The following is a 17,578-nucleotide window of genomic DNA, read 5'->3' as shown; positions in this document are numbered from 1 at the left end:
AGCAGATCACTTCCACCTGCGAATTTGCAGACCCGCCTCGGCATAGAGCCGATCCACCCGCTTGTGATTGACCTGCATGCCTTGCTGCCGCAGCTTCAGGTAAATCATGCCGGTGCCGTAGCGTCGGTGACGTTGCGCGAGCGCGATGATCTGCGCTTTCAAGACGGCATTGCGGTCGGTGGCGGGCTGGTAACGGAATGAACTGAGGCTGATGCCTGCCAGACGCAGCGATCGACGCTCGCTGAGCCCTTTGTCCAGCAGGTGGCGCACCAGCTCCCGCCGCGACGGTACGCTCATCACTTTTTTCGCAGCGCCTCTTTGGCAATCTCGTTATCAAGCATCGTCTCGGCCAGGAGTTTCTTCAGGCGCGCATTCTCGGTCTCCAGCTCTTTGAGGCGCTTGGCATCCGAGACATTCATGCCGCCAAACTTGCTGCGCCAGAGGTAGTAACTGGCTTCCGAGAAGGCGTGCTTGCGGCACAGCTCGGCAATGGGCATGCCGGCTTCTGCTTCGCGCAGGAAGCCGATGATCTGTTCTTCGGTGAATCATTTCCTCATGTCCAAACTCCTTGTCATGGTGGATTGGACTCTAAAGTCACGTGCTACTCAATACGGGGGGGACGTCGCAGCCTTCCGACTCCCATCGAATCGTCTTGCCGAGTTGTGTCGCCGTTGTTCGGCTAACACGATCCAATTCGAACCCTATGTCATTAGTTGTCTTGAAACCGTCAATCGGTTGAATCTTTTTGTGAAAAACTAGTCTACCGAGCTTGCTTCGAATAACTAAAGTCAACACTAGCGGTTTCCTGCACGATACGGCGTGGAGTGGTCAGTGCCTGTCTGGTTTAGTGTTGTCTGCCAAGAGGAGAAAAAATGCCCCGTCTGATCGTCTTGTTGCTGCTGTGCAGTACGCCGTTACTGGCCCATGCGGCAGCGCTGGATGGCGCCAGCCTGAGCCTGCTGTGGGGCGTTCCCTTCGCCGGCATTCTGCTGTCGATTGCCTTGTTTCCGATTGTGGCGCCGGAGTTCTGGCACCATCACTTTGGCAAGATCACCGCCGGCTGGACCGTGCTGTTCCTGTTGCCCTTCACGCTGAGCTTTGGTGGCGCCACTGCCAGCGGGCTGGTGGTGCATGCCATGCTGGCCGAGTTCATCCCCTTCGTCGTGCTGCTGTTTGCACTGTACACGGTGTCCGGTGGCATTCTGGTGGCCGGCAATCTGCACGGCTCGCCGGCGCTGAATACCGGCCTGCTGGCGCTGGGTACGGTGCTGGCATCGATCATGGGAACCACCGGGGCGGCGATGCTGCTGATCCGGCCGTTGATCAAGGCCAACGACAACCGCCGCCACAATGTCCATGTGGTGGTGTTTTTCATTTTCCTGGTGGCGAACATTGGCGGTGGCCTGACGCCGCTGGGCGATCCGCCACTGTTCCTCGGTTTTCTGAAGGGGGTCGATTTCGGCTGGACCCTGCAAGCAATGGCACTGCCGGTGCTGCTGATGGCGGTGGCGTTACTGCTGATTTTCTATGCGATCGACAGCTATCTGTTCCGGAAAGAAGGCGTGTTGCCACGTGACCGGACGCCGGACTCGCCGGTCCGCATCAGCGGCTTGCAGAACCTGCCGCTGCTGGGTGTGGTGATTGCCGCGGTGCTGCTGTCCGGCATCTGGAAGCCGGGCGTGGTCTTCGATGTGCTGGGCACGCCGGTGGCGCTGCAGAACCTGGTGCGCGACCTGCTGCTGCTGGCGATTGCCGCGCTGTCGCTGTGGCTGACGCCGAAAGCCATACGCGCAGGCAATGAATTCAACTGGGATCCGATGCTGGAGGTGGGCAAGCTGTTCGCCGGCATCTTCATTACCATCGGCCCGGTGCTGGCGGTACTGCAGGCTGGCGAGCAGGGGGCGCTGGCCGCCCTGGTGCAGCTGGTGACCACGCCGCAAGGCACCCCGGACAATGTGATGTACTTCTGGCTGACCGGTGTGCTGTCCAGTTTTCTCGACAATGCGCCGACCTATCTGGTGTTCTTCAATCTGGCATCGGGCGATGCGGCAACGCTGATGGGGCCGTTGGCGCCGACGCTGCTGGCAATCTCGATGGGGGCGGTGTTCATGGGGGCGTGCACCTATATCGGCAACGCGCCCAACTTCATGGTCAAGGCCATCGCCCAGCAGCGCGGCATCGTGATGCCCAGCTTCTTCGGCTACATGGCCTGGTCGTTCGGCATCCTGTTGCCGCTGTTCCTGCTGCTGACGCTGATCGTGCTGTAAACCGTCGCGCACGGCATCCGGGCTGCCCGCTGTGGCAGCCTTTTTTGCTTGAAATCCGGTATCCTTGCTGTTTTTCCGTTTTCGCGATTCTGTCATGCACATCCATATCCTCGGTATCTGCGGCACCTTTATGGGCGGTATCGCCGCCATCGCCAAGGCCGCCGGCCACAAGGTTACCGGCTGCGACGCCAACGTCTACCCGCCGATGAGCACCCAGCTGCAGGCCATGGGCATCGAGCTGCTGCAGGGCTTTGGTGCCGAGCAGGCCGACATCGGTGCCGACGTGTTCGTGATCGGCAACGTGGTGACGCGCGGCAAGCCGCTGATGGAAGAGATCATGAATCGCGGCCTGCCGTACATCTCCGGCCCGCAGTGGCTGGCCGAGAACGTGCTGCACGACAAATGGGTGCTGGCGGTGGCCGGTACCCACGGCAAGACCACCACCACCTCGATGCTGGCGTGGATCCTGCAGGATGCCGGCCTGGAGCCGGGCTTCCTGATCGGCGGCATCCCGGAAAACTTCGGCATCTCCGCGCGATTGCCGGGTGCGCCGCGCCAAGACGCGGCCAGTACCAGCCCGTTCTTCGTGATCGAGGCTGACGAGTACGACACCGCCTTCTTCGACAAGCGCAGCAAATTCGTGCACTACCACCCGCGTACCGCGGTGCTGAACAACCTGGAATTCGACCACGCCGACATCTTTGCTGATCTGGCCGCGATCGAGACCCAGTTCCACCACCTGGTGCGCACCGTGCCGGGCAACGGCTTGGTGGTGAGCAACGGCCGCGAGGCCAGCCTGGCGCGCGTGCTGGAACGTGGCTGCTGGACGCCGGTAGAGCAGTTCGGCAGCGATGCCGGCTGGCAGGCCGGCGCGGCGGCTGCCGACGGCAGCTTCGACGTGCTGCTGAACGGCGAGCTACTTGGCCGCGTGCAGTGGGACGTGCCGGGTGAGCATAATCGGCTGAATGCGGTAGCGGCCATTGCCGCCGCACGTCATGTCGGCGTCACGCCGGCGCTGGCCATTGATGCACTGTCGCGTTTCAAGAGCGTGAAGCGGCGCATGGAAGTGAAGGGCACCGTGCGCGGCGTGACCGTGTACGACGACTTCGCCCACCATCCCACCGCCATCACCACCACCATTGCCGGACTGCGCCACAAGGTTGGCCGCACTACGCGCATCCTGGCGGTGCTGGAGCCGCGCTCCAATACCATGAAGCTGGGCACCATGAAGGCGGCGCTGCCCGAGTCGCTGGCCGATGGCGACGTGGTGTTCTGCTTTGGTGCGGCCAACCTGGGCTGGAGCGTGGCCGAGGCGATGGCGCCACTGGGCAGCAAGGCGCAGTGCTTTGACGACATCGACGCGCTGGTGGCCGCCATCGTGGCCGAGGCGCGCGACGGTGACCAGGTACTGGTGATGAGCAACGGCGGCTTCGGCGGCATCCACGGCAAGCTGCTGAGCGCACTGGCCGGCTAAGACACCTTGCCGGTGCAATAACGCCAGACTGCGGTCTGGCGTTTTTTTATGGTGCGCTGCTTTCCACGCAATTGCGGCCGTTGGCCTTGGCGCGATACAGCGCCTTGTCGGCCAGCTTCAGCAGCTCGGACAGGTCGTGCGCGTGGCCGTTGCGGCTGGCGGCGACGCCGGCGGAGAAGGTCAGCTGCAGCTGCTGGCCGTCGGTGTGGAACGACTGCGCGGCGATGCCGTTGCGCAGCACGTCGACGATGGCGTGTGCCTCGCCCAGCGAGGTATCCGGCAGCAGTAACGCAAACTCCTCGCCCCCCATGCGCCCGGCCATCGCGCTGTCCGGCAGTGCCGCGCGCAGGTTGCTGGCGAAGTGTTGCAGCGCGGCATCGCCGGCGGCGTGGCCGTAGCGGTCATTGATGTTCTTGAAGTGGTCGAGGTCGATCAGCGCCACGGCGACGGTGTCGTCGGCCAGCCGCGCGCGTTCCAGCGCCTTGCCGGCGAAGGACAGGAAGTGGCGGCGATTGGCCAGCCCGGTGAGGTCGTCCAGCGTGGCGCGCTGGTACAGCTCGTGCTGGGTGGCCTGCAGCTGCGCCAGCGCGCGTTCGGTGGCCTGTTTCTCGTCCTGCAGCCGCTGGGCGTGGGCGATGCGCTCGGTGATGTCGATCAGGCTGACGGCGATGGCGTGGCGTTCGCGGAATTGCAGGTAACGCATCGAGGTCATGCTCCAGCAGACCTTGTGGTTGTGGTTGTTGAGCTGCGCCTCGCGGTCGGTGACGATCTGCTGTTCCTGCAGCACCGCCAGCAGCTCCTCGCAGCGCTGCGGATTGTGGAACAGTGCCGGCAGCGTCTGCCGCTGCAGCATCTGCCGCGACATGCCCAGCATGCGTGCGGCGGCATCGTTGCTGGTGAGGATGGACAGCTCGCTGGCGTCGACGATCAGCACGCCGACCTGCACCGTTTCGATCAGCGTCTGCTGGTCGCGCTGCTCGTCGATCAGGGTGCGCATCTTTTCGCGCAAGCTGCTGTTGGTCAGCGCCAGCAGCTGCTGCGCATGGTTGAACTGGCTGCTGCTGTGCTCGACATGCAGCAGGATCTGGCTGATGCGCCACATCATCAGCAGTAGCAAGCAACTGAGCACCAGCGCGACACCGAGCAGGCTCAGCGCGAACAGGTTGAAGCTGCGGATGATCTGGCTGCTGCGGTAGTTGGCCGCCAGCAGCAGCGGCACCTGGCCCAGGCGGGTGGTGGCGACCTGGGTCAGGTTGTCGCCGTTGAAATCCATGCTGCCATTGCTGGCCAGCACGCTGCCGTTGATGTCGAGCACGGCATAGGCGGGGTGATCCACCAGCTGTTCCGGGTCCAGCAGCTGGCTGATGCGCAGGAAGCCGGTGAGTGCGCTGTGACAGCGCTCCAGCTCGCACAAGGGCAGCACCACTTGCAGCAGCTCGCTGTTGCCGGGGCGTTTGTCGATCACCGGCAGCGGCAGCACGGTCAGCGCCGGGTGCACCGCCGGGCTTTGCAGCCATTGCCGCACTTGCAGCGCGGCCGCTGCGCTCAGCGCCTGCTGCTGTCCGCGCAGCTGCTGTTGCTGGCTGGCGTCCACCAGCCACAGGCTGCCGCCCTGCAGCGGGAACAGCTGGGTGGCGTCGCGTGCCAGGCTGGGCTGGTCATTGGCGAACAGCTGCAGTTCCTTGTACAGGTTGCGCAGCCGGTCATCCACCGCCGCGCTGGACAGGCGCAGCCATTCTGCCTGCTGCGTCTGTTGCTGAGCGCTGAGCAGCGACTGGCGCTGGCGCAGGCCCTCGATCACGCCGCCCCACATCACCGCCAGTACCAGCAGGGCCAGTACCCACGACAGGCGCAGCAGACGGCGGGCGCGTTGCGCTTCCGGCGCTTGCTGTTCCGGCGGCAGGGTCGGCGTCATGCCTTGCCCTTGCCGATGTGCTGGCGATGCTGCTGGAACACCCAGCGCTCCCAGCGGCGGGTGTCGTTGTCGTGGCGCAGCGGCTGCAGCCGCGCCAGATGCTGGTAGCCGTCAGGGCGGGTCTGGCTGGCTTCGATGGTCACAAACAGATACAGCGGGCAGCCGGACGGCGCGTGCGGATGCAGCTGCAGCAGGCCACTGTCGCCGGGGCTGGCGGCCAGCTCGTCCTGCCACACCACCGCCTCCAGCCCGATGCGGCAGGGGCGCGCTGGCGGCAGTTGCGGATAGCGAGCCAGCAGGCCCAGCTCCAGCACGAAGTCAAGCTTGGCTTCCAAGCGTTGCAGCAACGGGCTGCCGTCACTGTCCTGGTCCAGCGGCGCGGCGAGCACCGCCAGCGCCAGGCCGGTTTCCAGCTGCGCTGCGTGACGGGTGGCTTCGTCCGGCGCCGGGTGAAAGCGCAGCGGAAAACAGCTGTCAAAGGAGACGGTGTCCAGTTCGGGCAGTGGCATACAAGGTTGGCCGCAGGCTACAGGAACAGGTGGCGGATGCCATCCAGTCCGACATGGTTGAGGGTAAAGCGGGCCTGGGCGCGCACCACCGGCTTGGCGTGGGTGGCGACGCCGACGCCGGCCTCGGCCAGCATCAGCAGGTCGTTGGCACCGTCGCCCATGGCGATCACCTGCTCGGCGCGCAGGCCCAGTGCCTCGCGCTGCGCGATCAGCAGGCGGCGCTTGGCGGCGCCGTCGACGATGTCGCCGATGACGCGGCCGGTGAGCTTGCCGTCGACGATTTCCAGCTGGTTGGCGTGACAGTAGTCGAGATTCAGCTCCGCCTTCAGCCGTTCGGTGAAGTAGGTGAAGCCGCCGGAAACCAGCATGAATTTCATGCCGTGCTCACGACAGGCAGCCAGCAGCTCGCGGGCGCCGGCCATCAGCTGCAGGCGCTCATCGTAGACGCTGGCCAGTGCCGCTTCCGGCAGGCCGGCCAGCAGCGCGACGCGCGCTTTCAGCGATTCGGTAAAGTCCAGCTCGCCGCGCATCGAGCGCTCGGTAATGGCCGCCACTTGCGGTTTCAGCCCCTGCATGTCGGCGATCTCGTCGATGCACTCGATGGTGATCAGCGTCGAATCCATGTCCGATACCAGCAGCCCGAAATCGGCAAAGCGGCGCGCGCTGTCGACATAGTTGGCATCCACGCTCAGGCGCTCGGCGCGCGCCAGCACCAGCTCGCGGCGGGTGGGATCGACACCGTCGAGACGCACCACGTTGGCCGCAACGCTGCGGCTGTCGCTGGCGCCGGACAGGGCGGCCAGTTCGGTGATGCGGGCTTGGTCGAGGGTGGGGGCTTGTAATACCAGGGTCTGTGGCGTGCTCATGCGTGGGCAGGGGTCGAGAGTGAACAGTGCCGACGATTATGCCATGTCACAGCCGATACTGGCGCCTGATCAGCGCGTCCAGCGCCAGCCGGCCGGGGCCGCAGGCCAGCAGCGTAAACAGCATCAGCCCCCACTGGTAGTGGAAGTCCAGCGCGCTGCCTTCCAGCGCCGGATAGCTGATCACCGCCACCGCGTTGAGCACGAACAGGCCGAGCGCGGCGAAGCGGCCGGCCAGCCCCAGCGCCAGCAGTACCGGCAGCAGCAGCTCGCCGCCGGTGCCCAGCCATGCGGCCAACGTTGGCGGCAGCAGCGGCACCGCGTACTCCTCGTGGAACAGGAACAGCGTGCTGTCCCAGTCCTCGATCTTGGTCAGCCCGGACTTGAAGAACACCCACGCCAGCCACAGGCGCAGCGCCAGCAGGGCGAGGTCTTGCAATGGCGACGCCAGTGGCGTGATCACGCGGCTGGACTGGCGCAGCAGGCAGGCGATGGGCGAGTTCATGGCGGGTTTCCTTGGGCTTGTGCAAACCACCCGTGCTGCAGGCCGGTCAGCAGGGTGTCCTGCAAGGCGAAATCGGGTGCTACTGCCAGCGCGGCGGCGGTGGCTTCGTCCAGCGTGGCGCCCTGTTGCAGGCGGTGCAGGAACGCGGCCGGCGCGTCGGCCACAGGGCGCAGCTGCATCTGGCCGTGCTCGCGCCACAGCAGCAGGTTTTCCGCCTGTGCCAGCGTGAGCGGCTGTTGCGTGGCACCCGGCTGGTGGTAGGCGTGAATCGCCGACAGCGCCCACGGTGAGCGCAACAGGCTCAGCGAGGCATCCAGCGGCAGGCGCAGCGCGCCCCATTGCGCGGGTGACAGCGCGGCGAGGGTGGCGACGTCGAGACGCGCACTGTCGGGGGCGTAATAGCCGCGATGCAGCGCCCACTCCATGCGCGCCACGTCCGGCAAATAGGGCCACTCGGCAGTAGGTGCAAAGCCGGCGATGAAGTCGGCGAAGCCGGCGCCGTAGCGGTGCAGGTTGCCGCTGCGCGACGGGGTGGCGCGCACGAACTCGCGGCTCAGCGCGCCGAAGAATTCTGCACCCAGCAGTTGCTGCACGATGGGGTAGGCGAGGGCGAGCATCTCCATCAGTCCGACGCGGTAGTTGTTGCGGTACACCGCCAGCGCATTGGCCGGCAGCGTGGCGTGCGCCTGCCACTGAGGTGCGGTGATGGCGTCCAGCAGCGCGTGCTGCCAGCGTTGTGCGTCAGTCATGGCACGCCCCCCGGCCGGTGGTGTCGAGAATGCGCTGTGCCGTTGCCGCCTCCGCCTGCAGCGTGTCCAGCGGCGGAATGTCGCTGTCCCACTCGATCAGGGTTGGCCGCGGCCCGATGCGGGCAATCACCGTGCGGTACAGCTGCCACACCGCCGGCGCCACCGGCCGGCTGTGGGTGTCGACCAGCAGGCTGCTGCCGTCGTCGAAGCGGCGTTCGCTGTGGCCGGCGAGGTGGATCTCGCCGATGGCGGCGGCCGGCAGCGCGTCGAGGAAGGCGTCGACATCCAGTCCGAGATTGACGTGGTTGACGTACAGGTTGTTGACGTCGAGCAGAATGCCGCAGCCGGCGCGCTGCACCAGCTCGGCGAGGAATTCGGCTTCGCTCATCTCGTTGCCCGGAAACTGCAGGTAGCTGGACAGGTTTTCCAGTAGCAGCGGGCGGCCGATGGCGTCCTGCACTTCGGCCACGTTGGCCGCAACCTGCGCCAGCATGGCACGGGTGTAGGGGATGGGCAGCAGGTCATTGGCGAAGCGGTAACCGGCATCGTGGTTGAACGACAGGTGCTCCGACACCGCCGCCATCGGCAACTGCGCCAGCAGCCGCTGCAGCGACGCCAGGTGCTGCGGCTCGGGGCGCGCGGCGGAACCCAGGCCGAGGCCGACGCCGTGCAGCGACAGCGGATAGCTTGCGGCCAGGCTTTGTAACATTGCCAGCGGCTGGCCGCCGTCAAAGAAGTTCTCGCTGTGCAGCTCGATCCAGCCCAGCGCGGGCAGGGTGTCCAGCACCTGGCGGTAGTGCGGCTGGCGCAGGCCGATGCCGGCGCAGGCGGGAAGCGGGCTGGTCATGATCGGCTTTCGCAAGAAAACGGCGGGACAGGCGCCCCACCCGGTGCGCAGGCTTACTTGCTGTCCGGCTGCAACATGCCGCCCAGTTGGGCGCAGCTGCCGGCGGCGACGTATTTCCACTCCGCCGGATCCTTGTCGAGCTTGGCCTGGCCGGCGCAGCTGTGGCCGTTGGCGGCGCAGTCGTTCTTGCCGGCGGCGGCGACGCCGTAGCATTTTTCCTTGCTGGCGGCGACGGCCGGGGCGGCCGCGCTCATGGCGATGACGGCGGTCAGGGTGGAGGCAAGCAGGGTGCTGGATGCGGACATGGTGTTTCTCCTGAATGGTCGGGGTGGTGGTTGATGAAATGCGCGATGTCGCGCATTGCCGCCTTTAGTCGCCTGCGGCGTTGATTCATTACAGCATGCCCGAAAAAATTTTGGCATGGCGATGGTGCGTGGGTCCGGGGCGGTGTGCTTGCCGGTGGGCGCAAAAAACCCCGCGCCTTGGCACGGGGTGACAGGGTGTGGCGTTGCCCGCCGTCAGCGACGAGCCGCGTCAGATCACTCCCACTCGATGGTTGCCGGCGGCTTGCCCGAGACATCGTAGACCACGCGGTTGAGGCCGCGTACTTCGTTGATGATGCGGTTGGACACGCGGCCGAGCAGGCTGTACGGCAGCTCCGCCCAGTGTGCGGTCATGAAGTCGCTGGTCACCACCGCGCGCAGTGCGCACACGTAGTCGTAGGTGCGACCGTCGCCCATTACGCCCACCGATTTCACCGGCAGGAATACCGCGAACGCCTGGCTGGTCAGCTCGTACCAGTTCTTGCCGGTCTTCTCGTCGACGGTGTTGCGCAGCTCTTCGATGAAGATGGCGTCGGCACGGCGCAGCAGGTCGGCGTATTCCATTTTCACTTCGCCGAGGATGCGCACGCCCAGGCCCGGGCCCGGGAACGGGTGACGGTAGACCATGTCGTGCGGCAGGCCCAGCGCCACGCCCAGCTGGCGCACTTCGTCCTTGAACAGGTCGCGCAGCGGCTCCAGCAGCTTCAGGTTCATGTCGTCCGGCAGGCCGCCGACGTTGTGGTGGCTCTTGATGGCGTGCGCCTTGCCAGTCTTGGCGCCGGCGGATTCGATCACGTCCGGATAGATGGTGCCCTGTGCCAGCCACTTGGCGTTGGTGAGCTTGCCGGATTCGCGCTGGAACACCTCGACGAACTCGCCGCCGATGATCTTGCGCTTCTTCTCCGGGTCGGACTCGCCGGCCAGCTTGCCCATGAACTGGGCGGTGGCGTCGACCTGGATCACTTTCACGCCCAGGTTCTGCGCGAACATTTCCATCACCATCTTGCCTTCGTTCAGGCGCAGCAGGCCGTGGTCGACGAAGACGCAGGTCAGCTGGTCGCCGATGGCGCGGTGGATCAGCGCGGCGGCTACCGAGGAGTCGACACCGCCGGACAGGCCGAGGATGACTTCCTCGTCACCGACCTGGTCGCGGATCTTCTGTACCGCTTCCTCGATGTAGTTCGGCATGGTCCAGCTTGGCTTGGCGCCGGCGACGTGCAGCACGAAGCGGTGCAGCATCTCGGTGCCGCGCTTGGTGTGGGTCACTTCCGGGTGGAACTGCACCGCGTAGAAGCCGCGGGCCTCGTCGGCCATCGCGGCGATCGGGCAGGACGGGGTCTCGGCGATGACGTTGAAGCCGGCCGGCAGCGCGGTGACCTTGTCGCCGTGGCTCATCCACACGTCTAGGAAGCCGTTGCCGGCGTCGTCGATGCGGTCCTGCAGGCCTTCCAGGATCTTGGAGTGGTGACGCGCCTGGATTTCGGCGTAGCCGAATTCGCGGGTGTCGCCGGCCTCGACCTTGCCGCCCAGGCTCTGCGCCATGAACTGCATGCCGTAGCAGATACCCAGTACCGGCAGGCCGAGCGAGAAGATGGCAGGATCAGCCTGGTAGTCGGATTCGTACACCGAGTTCGGGCCGCCGGACAGGATGATGGCTTTCGGGGCGAAGGCCTTGATGTCGGCCAGCGGCATGTCGAACGGGTGCAGCTCGCAGTAAACGTGCGCTTCGCGTACGCGGCGGGCGATCAGCTGGGAAACCTGGGAGCCGAAATCGAGGATGAGGATTTTGTCCATGACTGTCCTTGAATGTAAAAGACTGGTCGGGTCACCAGTCGGATTTGAATACGGGTACTCGGGTCCGGGCCTGCCGCTGGCAGGTGGGCGCTATTTCTTCAGGCGCCGCTCCGGAATGCGGTCGCTGCGCGCGATCAGCATCAGGATGCCAAGCAGGATCATGCCCAGCGCCAGGCTGTGGCTCAGGCGCAGCCTGCTGGTGTCAAACAGGTAGAGGGCAGCACCGGTATAGATCAGCATCGGGTTGGTCACAACGCTGGATTTGGTGATGCCGTCGATCAGCAGCAGGCCGGCGCCGGCGCTGGCCAGCAGGATGGCCAGCAGCGTGGTGGTGTCCGGCAGCAGCGCGGTGCTTTTCAGCAGCCACAGGGCGCCGAGGATGATGAGGATGAAGGCCTGGGTGGCGCTGGGTTTCATGGCTCAGCCCTTGTCGCGCATCAGGCGCTGTTTTTCACGTGCCCATTCGCGTTCTTTTTCCGACTGGCGCTTGTCGTGCTGCTTCTTGCCCTTGGCGAGGCCGATGTCGACCTTGATGTTGCCTTTGCTGTAGTGCAGGTTCAGCGCCACGATGGTGTAGCCGGCGCGCTCGACCTTGCCGATCAGGCGGCTGATCTGTTCCTGCTTCAGCAGCAGCTTGCGGTCGCGGATCGGATCGGGCTTGATGTGGGTCGACGCGGATTGCAGTGCGGTAATATGGCAGCCAACGAGGTAGAATGCGCCATTGCGGTAAATGACGTAGCTTTCTTTCAGCTGCACGCGACCGGCGCGGATGGCTTTGACTTCCCAGCCTTCCAGTACCAGGCCGGCCTCGATGTTTTCTTCGATGAAGTAATCGTGAAACGCTTTGCGGTTGTCGATGATGCTCATGGCGGCGTGGCGGAAAGACGAAGCAGTAAACCCGATATTCTACCAGAACAAAGCGCATCGCCAAAGTATCGAAAATTCATGGGCTTGCTGCGGCCAACCTTGGTGTTGCTGCCGCGCCGGCCTTTTACGGACTCCCACACAGTTTTCATCATGCAAGTTGTCGAGAAAAATGTCCTGGTCGCCCACACCCCGGAGCAGATGTTCCGCCTGGTGGACGACGTGGCGCACTACCCGCGCTTTTTACCGTGGTGCAGCAAGGGGGAAGAGCACTCCCGCGACGGCGACCAGCTGGTCGCCAGCCTGCACATCGACTACCTCAAGGTGCGGCAGCACTTCACCACCCGCAATATCAACGAGCCGTACAGCAGCATCCTGATGGAGCTGGTGGACGGGCCGTTCAAGCACCTGCAGGGGCGCTGGCACTTTCTGCCGCTGGGCGATGTCGGCTGCAAGGTGGAATTCCGCCTCAGCTACGAGTTCTCCAGCAAGATCCTGGAAAAGCTGATCGGACCGGTATTCGGCCACATCTCCGGCACGCTAGTCGATGCTTTCATCAAGGAAGCGGACAAGGTGTACGGCGATGACTGACAGGCTGCAGCTGGAGGTCGCCTATGCGCGGCCGGAGCGGCAACTGATCGTCAAACTGTCACTGCCGGCTGGCACCACTGCGCGCGAGGCGGTGCTGCAGTCCGGCATCGCCAGCGAATTTGCGGACATCGACCCCGCGCAGCTGAAGCTGGGCATCTTCGGCAAGGCGGTGCCGGCGGAGCACGTGCTGCGTGATCGTGACCGCGTGGAAATCTACCGCCCGCTGCAGGCCGATCCGAAGGAGGTACGCCGCCGTCGCGCCGAGGCCGGCAAGGCGGAGTAGCGATGCACCGCCGCCGGTGCTTGCGGCCAACCTTGATCACGCCAGCGGCTTGCCGCTGGCGTTGTCGTTCTGGGCTGCCCGGCATGGTGGCGTTCCCCGGTGCCTGTCGAAGTGGGGCTGGTGTTTGGCGGCGGAAAAGCAAACCGCCCGCAACGGGGTTGCAGGCGGTTTGGGTGCCCCGCGCACGAGCACTGCGTGCAGTGTCAGGCGGGGCTGTTTGACGCAGACGGCAGGGTCGAGGTGCCGTAATGTCGAACGCTTAGTGGAACTGTTCTTCTTCGGTGGAGCCGGTCAGCGCGGTCACCGAGGACTTGCCGCCCTGGATCACGGTGGTCACGTCGTCGAAGTAACCGGTGCCGACTTCCTGCTGGTGCGATACGAAGGTGTAGCCGCGGTCGCGGGCCGCGAATTCCGGCTCTTGCACCTTCTCCACGTAGGCGGACATGCCGCGTGCCACGTAGTCCTGCGCCAGATCGAACATGTTGTACCACATGGAGTGGATGCCGGCCAGGGTGATGAACTGGTACTTGTAGCCCATGGCGCCCAGTTCGCGCTGGAACTTGGCGATGGTGGCATCGTCCAGGTTTTTCTTCCAGTTGAACGATGGCGAGCAGTTGTAGGCCAGCAGTTTGCCTGGATGCTTGGCGTGCACGGCTTCGGCAAATCGGCGGGCAAACTCCAGATCAGGGGTGCCGGTTTCGCACCATACCAGGTCGGCGTACTCGGCGTAGGCCACGGCGCGGCTGATGGCTTGCTCCAGACCTTTCTTGGTCTTGTAGAAGCCTTCGGCGGTGCGCTCGCCGGTCAGGAACGGCTTGTCGTTCTCGTCGTAGTCGCTGGTCAGTAGGTCGGCTGCTTCGGCGTCGGTACGGGCGATCACCAGGGTTGGCACGCCGTAAACGTCGGCAGCCATACGGGCGGCGATCAGTTTCTGTACCGCTTCCTGGGTCGGAACCAGTACCTTGCCGCCCATGTGGCCGCATTTTTTTACGGAAGCCAGCTGGTCTTCGAAGTGCACGCCACCGGCGCCGGCGCGGATCATCGCCTTCATCAGCTCGTAGGCGTTCAGCACGCCGCCGAAACCGGCTTCGGCATCGGCCACGATCGGTGCGTAGTAGTCGACATAACCGGCATCGCCTTGTTCCACGCCCTTGGAGTGCTGGATTTCGTCGGCACGGGTGAAAGCGTTGTTGATGCGCTCGACCACCTTCGGCACCGAGTCAACCGGATACAGCGACTGGTCCGGGTACATGGCGGAGTATTCGTTGTTGTCGGCGGCAACCTGCCAGCCGGATAGGTAGATCGCCTTGATGCCGGCTTTCACCTGCTGCATCGCCTGACCGCCGGTCAGTGCGCCCAGACAGTTGATGTACGGCTCGTTGTTCACCAGATTCCACAGCTTCTCGGCACCGTTGCGGGCCAGGGTGTGCTCTACCTGCACGGAGCCGCGCAGGCGCTCAACGTCAGCAGCGGTGTAGCCACGTTTGATGCCTTTCCAGCGCGGGTTGGTGTCCCAGTCGTGCTGGATGGCGGCGATGCGTTGTTCGCGAGTAGTCATGGTAAACCCTTCACTTGATAGTTTCGTTTTGCCGGATAAACCGGCGCTCCCAGTTTCTCTTGCTGCAGGCCGGTGATGCCGGTCTTTGGTGCGTTGCTAACCCGCCTGTTCTGGTGGCGGGCCTGACTGCCGGAAACCGCCCCGGATCCAGTGCTGGCGGGCCGTGCAGTAGCGCTGTTGTGGAATCATTTAAGCATAAAAAAATTGCGTTGTGTGCACTGCAGCACAAAAAAATCCTTTGTTTTCAAAAGCTAACAAAGGTGCACAAAAATGAATCACCGGCGTGCGCCGATCCTGATCGTTAACGAAAATAAAAGTAACTAAATGACCATTTACTTATTGTGGAGAAGATCTTGAAAACGGCGGGCTTGGCCTTATTTACCTGAGGTCTTTGTGAATTCAGCCAAACGGAAGCGATCATGCAGGAAAATCAAAATCCCCAAGCGGAAGAAGTGCTTGAACAAGTTGCCAACCCGGCCGAAGGCGCCGTCGTCAGTGACGCGGAGCGTGTCGCCCAGCTGGAAGTTGAACTAGCAGAAATGAAAGAGCAGTTTTTGCGCGCCAAGGCCGAAACTGAAAACCAGCGTCGCCGTGGCGTGGAAGAAGTGGCCAAGGCACAAAAGTTTGCCATCGAAAAATTCGCCTCCGAACTCATCGCGGTCAAGGACAGCCTGGAAATGGCGCTTCAGGACCAGTCCGGTCAGTTCGAAAACCTCAAATTCGGCGTCGACCTGACGCTGAAGCAGCTGCTGGCCGCCTTCGAGAAGGGCCAGATCAGCGAAATCAACCCGCTGGGCGAGAAGCTGGACCCGCACCGCCACCAGGCTATCAGCACCGAAGAGTCCGACGCCGAGCCGAATTCGGTGGTGCGTGTGATGCAAAAAGGGTATCTGATCGCCGATCGCGTGCTGCGTCCGGCAATGGTGGTGGTCGCCAAGGCCAAGAGCTGAGATTGCGACGACTAACCCTCTTGAAAACGCGGAAATAGCCAATATCTGGCAAGACAACCCCCCGGCGCACCACCGGCTGCGACGGGCAAGCAAACAGATTAAATCGAGATCAAATCGAAAGGATTCAGCACTATGGGCAAAATTATCGGTATTGACCTGGGTACCACCAACTCCTGCGTGGCAGTCGTTGAAAACGGCAACCCACTGGTGATCGAGAACGCCGAAGGCGCACGCACCACCCCGTCCATCATCGCCTACATGGAAGACGGCGAGATCCTGGTCGGCGCCCCGGCCAAGCGCCAGGCGGTAACCAACCCGAAGAACACCCTGTACGCAGTGAAGCGCCTGATCGGCCGCCGTTTCGAAGACAAGGAAGTACAGAAAGACATCGACCTGATGCCTTTCCAGATCAAGAAGGCCGGTAACGGCGATGCGTGGGTTCAGGTGCGCGACAAGGAAATGGCGCCGCCGCAGATCTCCGCCGAAGTGCTGCGCAAGATGAAGAAGGCCGCCGAAGACTACCTGGGCGAAGAAGTGACCGAAGCGGTCATCACCGTACCGGCCTACTTCAACGACAGCCAGCGCCAGGCGACCAAGGATGCCGGCCGCATCGCCGGTCTGGACGTGAAGCGCATCATCAACGAACCGACCGCTGCTGCGCTGGCCTTTGGCCTGGCCAAGCAGGAAGGCGACCGCAAGATTGCCGTCTATGACCTCGGCGGCGGTACCTTCGACGTGTCGATCATCGAAATCGCCGACGTTGACGGCGAGCACCAGTTCGAAGTGCTGTCCACCAACGGCGACACCTTCCTCGGCGGCGAAGACTTCGACCAGCGCGTGATCGACTACATCGTGACCGAGTTCAAGAAGGACCAGGGCGTTGATCTGAAGAACGACGTGATGGCACTGCAGCGCCTGAAGGAAGCCGCGGAAAAGGCCAAGATCGAACTGTCGTCCGCCACCCAGACCGAAGTGAACCTGCCGTACATCACCATGGATGCGACCGGTCCGAAGCACCTGGCGATGAAGATCACCCGCGCCAAGTTCGAAAGCCTGGTCGACGACCTGGTACAGCGCTCCATCGAGCCGTGCAAGGTCGCGCTGAAAGACGCCGGCGTATCGCTGGCCGACATCACCGACGTGATCCTGGTCGGTGGTCAGACCCGCATGCCGAAAGTACAGGAAGCGGTGAAGGCCTTCTTCGGCAAGGAACCGCGCCGTGACGTGAACCCGGACGAAGCCGTGGCCGTGGGCGCCGCGATCCAGGGTTCGGTACTGTCCGGCGATCGCAAGGACGTGCTGCTGCTGGACGTGACCCCGCTGTCGCTGGGTATCGAGACCATGGGCGGCATCATGACCAAGCTGATCCAGAAGAACACCACCATCCCGACCAAGGCGTCGCAGGTGTTCTCCACCGCCGAAGACAACCAGACCGCGGTAACCATCCACGTGCTGCAGGGCGAGCGCGAGAAGGCTTCCGCCAACAAGTCGCTGGGCCAGTTCAACCTGGGTGACATTCCGGCTGCCGCCCGTGGCGTGCCGCAGATCGAGGTCGAGTTCAACATCGACGCCAACGGTATCCTGCACGTGTCCGCCAAGGATAAGGCCACCAGCAAGCAGGCCAACATCACCATCCAGGCCTCCAGCGGTCTGTCGGAAGACGAAATCCAGCAAATGGTGCGTGACGCCGAGCTGAACGCGGAAGAAGACAAGAAGCTGCACGAGCTGGTACAGGCCCGCAACCAGGGTGAAGGCCTGATCCACAGCGTGAAGAAATCGCTGGCCGAACACGGCGACAAGATCTCCGCCGAAGAAAAGACCACCATCGAAGCCGCGCTGAAGGATGCGGAAGAAGTGGTCAAGGGCGACGACAAGGAAGCCATTGACGCCAAGATCGAAGAGCTGATGAAGGCATCGCACAAACTGGCCGAGCAGATGTACGCGGCGCAGGGAGCGGAAGGTGCCGCCAACACCGAAGCGGATGCCGGCAAGCAGGACGACGGCAATGTCGTTGACGCCGAGTTCGAAGAAGTGAAGAAAGACAAGTAATCGGCTGACGGTCGACAAGGCACAGGGCTCGCGCGCG

General features: G+C 63.7%; 17 protein-coding genes and 1 pseudogene. 6 read left to right on the top strand and 12 right to left on the bottom strand.

Going from position 1 to position 17,578, the window contains the following annotated elements; all coding sequences use genetic code 11:
* Nucleotides 1–9 precede the first annotated feature (9 nt).
* Nucleotides 10–497 (bottom strand): annotated as a pseudogene (locus ACG97_RS17475) (transposase); the annotation flags it as partial.
* 375 nt (nucleotides 498–872) lie between these two features.
* Here ACG97_RS17475 and ACG97_RS02840 point away from each other — a divergent pair.
* Nucleotides 873–2,267 (top strand): sodium:proton antiporter, encoded by a 1,395-nt coding sequence (locus ACG97_RS02840; RefSeq protein ID WP_156167888.1) that lies wholly within the window; start codon nucleotides 873–875, stop codon nucleotides 2,265–2,267.
* 94 nt (nucleotides 2,268–2,361) lie between these two features.
* Entirely contained in the window at nucleotides 2,362–3,741 is a 1,380-nt protein-coding gene (mpl, locus tag ACG97_RS02835) for a UDP-N-acetylmuramate:L-alanyl-gamma-D-glutamyl-meso-diaminopimelate ligase (protein WP_047965821.1), read from the top strand.
* 46 nt (nucleotides 3,742–3,787) lie between these two features.
* Here mpl and ACG97_RS16835 read toward each other — a convergent pair whose 3' ends face one another.
* From ACG97_RS16835 to smpB, 10 genes are all read right to left on the bottom strand, one after another.
* Nucleotides 3,788–5,656, bottom strand: coding sequence for a sensor domain-containing diguanylate cyclase (locus ACG97_RS16835; RefSeq protein WP_053068040.1), 1,869 nt, complete (start codon nucleotides 5,654–5,656; stop codon nucleotides 3,788–3,790).
* Nucleotides 5,653–6,165, bottom strand: a complete 513-nt coding sequence (locus ACG97_RS02825) for a PilZ domain-containing protein (RefSeq protein ID WP_047965777.1) — start codon at nucleotides 6,163–6,165, stop codon at nucleotides 5,653–5,655. The genes ACG97_RS16835 and ACG97_RS02825 overlap by 4 nt, the downstream gene beginning before the upstream one ends.
* A gap of 17 nt (nucleotides 6,166–6,182) precedes the next feature.
* The gene (gene serB / locus ACG97_RS02820) at nucleotides 6,183–7,031 is read right to left on the bottom strand and encodes a phosphoserine phosphatase SerB (protein ID WP_047965776.1); all 849 of its coding nucleotides are present in this window, start codon (nucleotides 7,029–7,031) and stop codon (nucleotides 6,183–6,185) included.
* 46 nt (nucleotides 7,032–7,077) lie between these two features.
* Nucleotides 7,078–7,533, bottom strand: a complete 456-nt coding sequence (locus ACG97_RS02815; protein WP_047965775.1) for a DoxX family protein — start codon at nucleotides 7,531–7,533, stop codon at nucleotides 7,078–7,080.
* Nucleotides 7,530–8,282 (bottom strand): putative DNA-binding domain-containing protein, encoded by a 753-nt coding sequence (locus tag ACG97_RS02810; protein WP_053068039.1) that lies wholly within the window; start codon nucleotides 8,280–8,282, stop codon nucleotides 7,530–7,532. Before ACG97_RS02810 ends, ACG97_RS02815 begins: the two co-directional genes overlap by 4 nt.
* The gene (locus ACG97_RS02805; RefSeq protein WP_047965774.1) at nucleotides 8,275–9,129 is read right to left on the bottom strand and encodes a DUF692 domain-containing protein; all 855 of its coding nucleotides are present in this window, start codon (nucleotides 9,127–9,129) and stop codon (nucleotides 8,275–8,277) included. The genes ACG97_RS02810 and ACG97_RS02805 overlap by 8 nt, the downstream gene beginning before the upstream one ends.
* Before the next feature lie 53 nt (nucleotides 9,130–9,182).
* Nucleotides 9,183–9,434, bottom strand: a complete 252-nt coding sequence (locus ACG97_RS02800) for a DUF2282 domain-containing protein (protein ID WP_047965773.1) — start codon at nucleotides 9,432–9,434, stop codon at nucleotides 9,183–9,185.
* A gap of 234 nt (nucleotides 9,435–9,668) precedes the next feature.
* On the bottom strand, nucleotides 9,669–11,246 hold the full coding sequence (gene guaA, locus ACG97_RS02795; protein ID WP_047965772.1) for a glutamine-hydrolyzing GMP synthase: 1,578 nt from the start codon (nucleotides 11,244–11,246) through the stop codon (nucleotides 9,669–9,671).
* Nucleotides 11,247–11,336: 90 nt separating this feature from the next.
* Nucleotides 11,337–11,663: a hypothetical protein gene (locus ACG97_RS02790; RefSeq protein ID WP_047965771.1), complete on the bottom strand. Its 327-nt coding sequence runs from the start codon at nucleotides 11,661–11,663 to the stop codon at nucleotides 11,337–11,339.
* A gap of 3 nt (nucleotides 11,664–11,666) precedes the next feature.
* Nucleotides 11,667–12,113 carry an SsrA-binding protein SmpB gene (gene smpB, locus ACG97_RS02785; protein WP_047965770.1) on the bottom strand — a complete coding sequence of 149 codons (447 nt, stop codon included), beginning with the start codon at nucleotides 12,111–12,113 and terminating at the stop codon, nucleotides 11,667–11,669.
* Between the two features lie 150 nt (nucleotides 12,114–12,263).
* Between smpB and ACG97_RS02780 the strand changes: the two genes are divergently transcribed.
* Entirely contained in the window at nucleotides 12,264–12,701 is a 438-nt protein-coding gene (locus ACG97_RS02780; protein WP_047965769.1) for a type II toxin-antitoxin system RatA family toxin, read from the top strand.
* Nucleotides 12,694–12,984, top strand: coding sequence for an RnfH family protein (locus ACG97_RS02775; protein ID WP_047965768.1), 291 nt, complete (start codon nucleotides 12,694–12,696; stop codon nucleotides 12,982–12,984). The genes ACG97_RS02780 and ACG97_RS02775 overlap by 8 nt, the downstream gene beginning before the upstream one ends.
* A 259-nt stretch (nucleotides 12,985–13,243) precedes the next feature.
* On the opposite strand, the gene aceA is transcribed toward ACG97_RS02775, so the two are convergent.
* Complete coding sequence (aceA, locus tag ACG97_RS02770; protein ID WP_047965767.1) at nucleotides 13,244–14,542, bottom strand: isocitrate lyase; 1,299 nt, start codon at nucleotides 14,540–14,542, stop codon at nucleotides 13,244–13,246.
* 419 nt (nucleotides 14,543–14,961) lie between these two features.
* On the opposite strand from aceA, the gene grpE reads away from it, so the two are divergent.
* Together grpE and dnaK are read left to right on the top strand one after the other, a co-directional pair.
* The gene (grpE, locus tag ACG97_RS02765; RefSeq protein ID WP_047965766.1) at nucleotides 14,962–15,492 is read left to right on the top strand and encodes a nucleotide exchange factor GrpE; all 531 of its coding nucleotides are present in this window, start codon (nucleotides 14,962–14,964) and stop codon (nucleotides 15,490–15,492) included.
* Between the two features lie 132 nt (nucleotides 15,493–15,624).
* Complete coding sequence (dnaK, locus tag ACG97_RS02760; RefSeq protein WP_047965765.1) at nucleotides 15,625–17,541, top strand: molecular chaperone DnaK; 1,917 nt, start codon at nucleotides 15,625–15,627, stop codon at nucleotides 17,539–17,541.
* The last annotated feature ends 37 nt before the right edge of the window (nucleotides 17,542–17,578 follow it).

Origin of the sequence: Vogesella sp. EB (assembly GCF_001037925.1) — a bacterium.
In the GTDB taxonomy this organism is placed as follows: Bacteria; Pseudomonadota; Gammaproteobacteria; order Burkholderiales; family Chromobacteriaceae; genus Vogesella; species Vogesella indigofera.
Note: the sequence above shows the minus strand (reverse complement) of the source record. Positions and strands in the feature narration are given on the sequence as shown.

Excerpts from the sequence above, each read along its gene's own strand:
- ACG97_RS02775 (WP_047965768.1), top strand. The coding sequence starts at position 12,694 with ATGACTGACAGGCTGCAGCTGGAGGTCGCCTATGCGCGGCCGGAGCGG.
- ACG97_RS16835 (WP_053068040.1), bottom strand. The coding sequence starts at position 5,656 with ATGACGCCGACCCTGCCGCCGGAACAGCAAGCGCCGGAAGCGCAACGC.
- ACG97_RS02810 (WP_053068039.1), bottom strand. The coding sequence starts at position 8,282 with ATGACTGACGCACAACGCTGGCAGCACGCGCTGCTGGACGCCATCACC.
- guaA (WP_047965772.1), bottom strand. The coding sequence starts at position 11,246 with ATGGACAAAATCCTCATCCTCGATTTCGGCTCCCAGGTTTCCCAGCTG.
- ACG97_RS02790 (WP_047965771.1), bottom strand. The coding sequence starts at position 11,663 with ATGAAACCCAGCGCCACCCAGGCCTTCATCCTCATCATCCTCGGCGCC.
- serB (WP_047965776.1), bottom strand. The coding sequence starts at position 7,031 with ATGAGCACGCCACAGACCCTGGTATTACAAGCCCCCACCCTCGACCAA.
- aceA (WP_047965767.1), bottom strand. The coding sequence starts at position 14,542 with ATGACTACTCGCGAACAACGCATCGCCGCCATCCAGCACGACTGGGAC.
- ACG97_RS02815 (WP_047965775.1), bottom strand. The coding sequence starts at position 7,533 with ATGAACTCGCCCATCGCCTGCCTGCTGCGCCAGTCCAGCCGCGTGATC.
- dnaK (WP_047965765.1), top strand. The coding sequence starts at position 15,625 with ATGGGCAAAATTATCGGTATTGACCTGGGTACCACCAACTCCTGCGTG.
- ACG97_RS02825 (WP_047965777.1), bottom strand. The coding sequence starts at position 6,165 with ATGCCACTGCCCGAACTGGACACCGTCTCCTTTGACAGCTGTTTTCCG.
- ACG97_RS02840 (WP_156167888.1), top strand. The coding sequence starts at position 873 with ATGCCCCGTCTGATCGTCTTGTTGCTGCTGTGCAGTACGCCGTTACTG.
- ACG97_RS02780 (WP_047965769.1), top strand. The coding sequence starts at position 12,264 with ATGCAAGTTGTCGAGAAAAATGTCCTGGTCGCCCACACCCCGGAGCAG.
- ACG97_RS02800 (WP_047965773.1), bottom strand. The coding sequence starts at position 9,434 with ATGTCCGCATCCAGCACCCTGCTTGCCTCCACCCTGACCGCCGTCATC.
- ACG97_RS02805 (WP_047965774.1), bottom strand. The coding sequence starts at position 9,129 with ATGACCAGCCCGCTTCCCGCCTGCGCCGGCATCGGCCTGCGCCAGCCG.
- mpl (WP_047965821.1), top strand. The coding sequence starts at position 2,362 with ATGCACATCCATATCCTCGGTATCTGCGGCACCTTTATGGGCGGTATC.
- smpB (WP_047965770.1), bottom strand. The coding sequence starts at position 12,113 with ATGAGCATCATCGACAACCGCAAAGCGTTTCACGATTACTTCATCGAA.
- grpE (WP_047965766.1), top strand. The coding sequence starts at position 14,962 with ATGCAGGAAAATCAAAATCCCCAAGCGGAAGAAGTGCTTGAACAAGTT.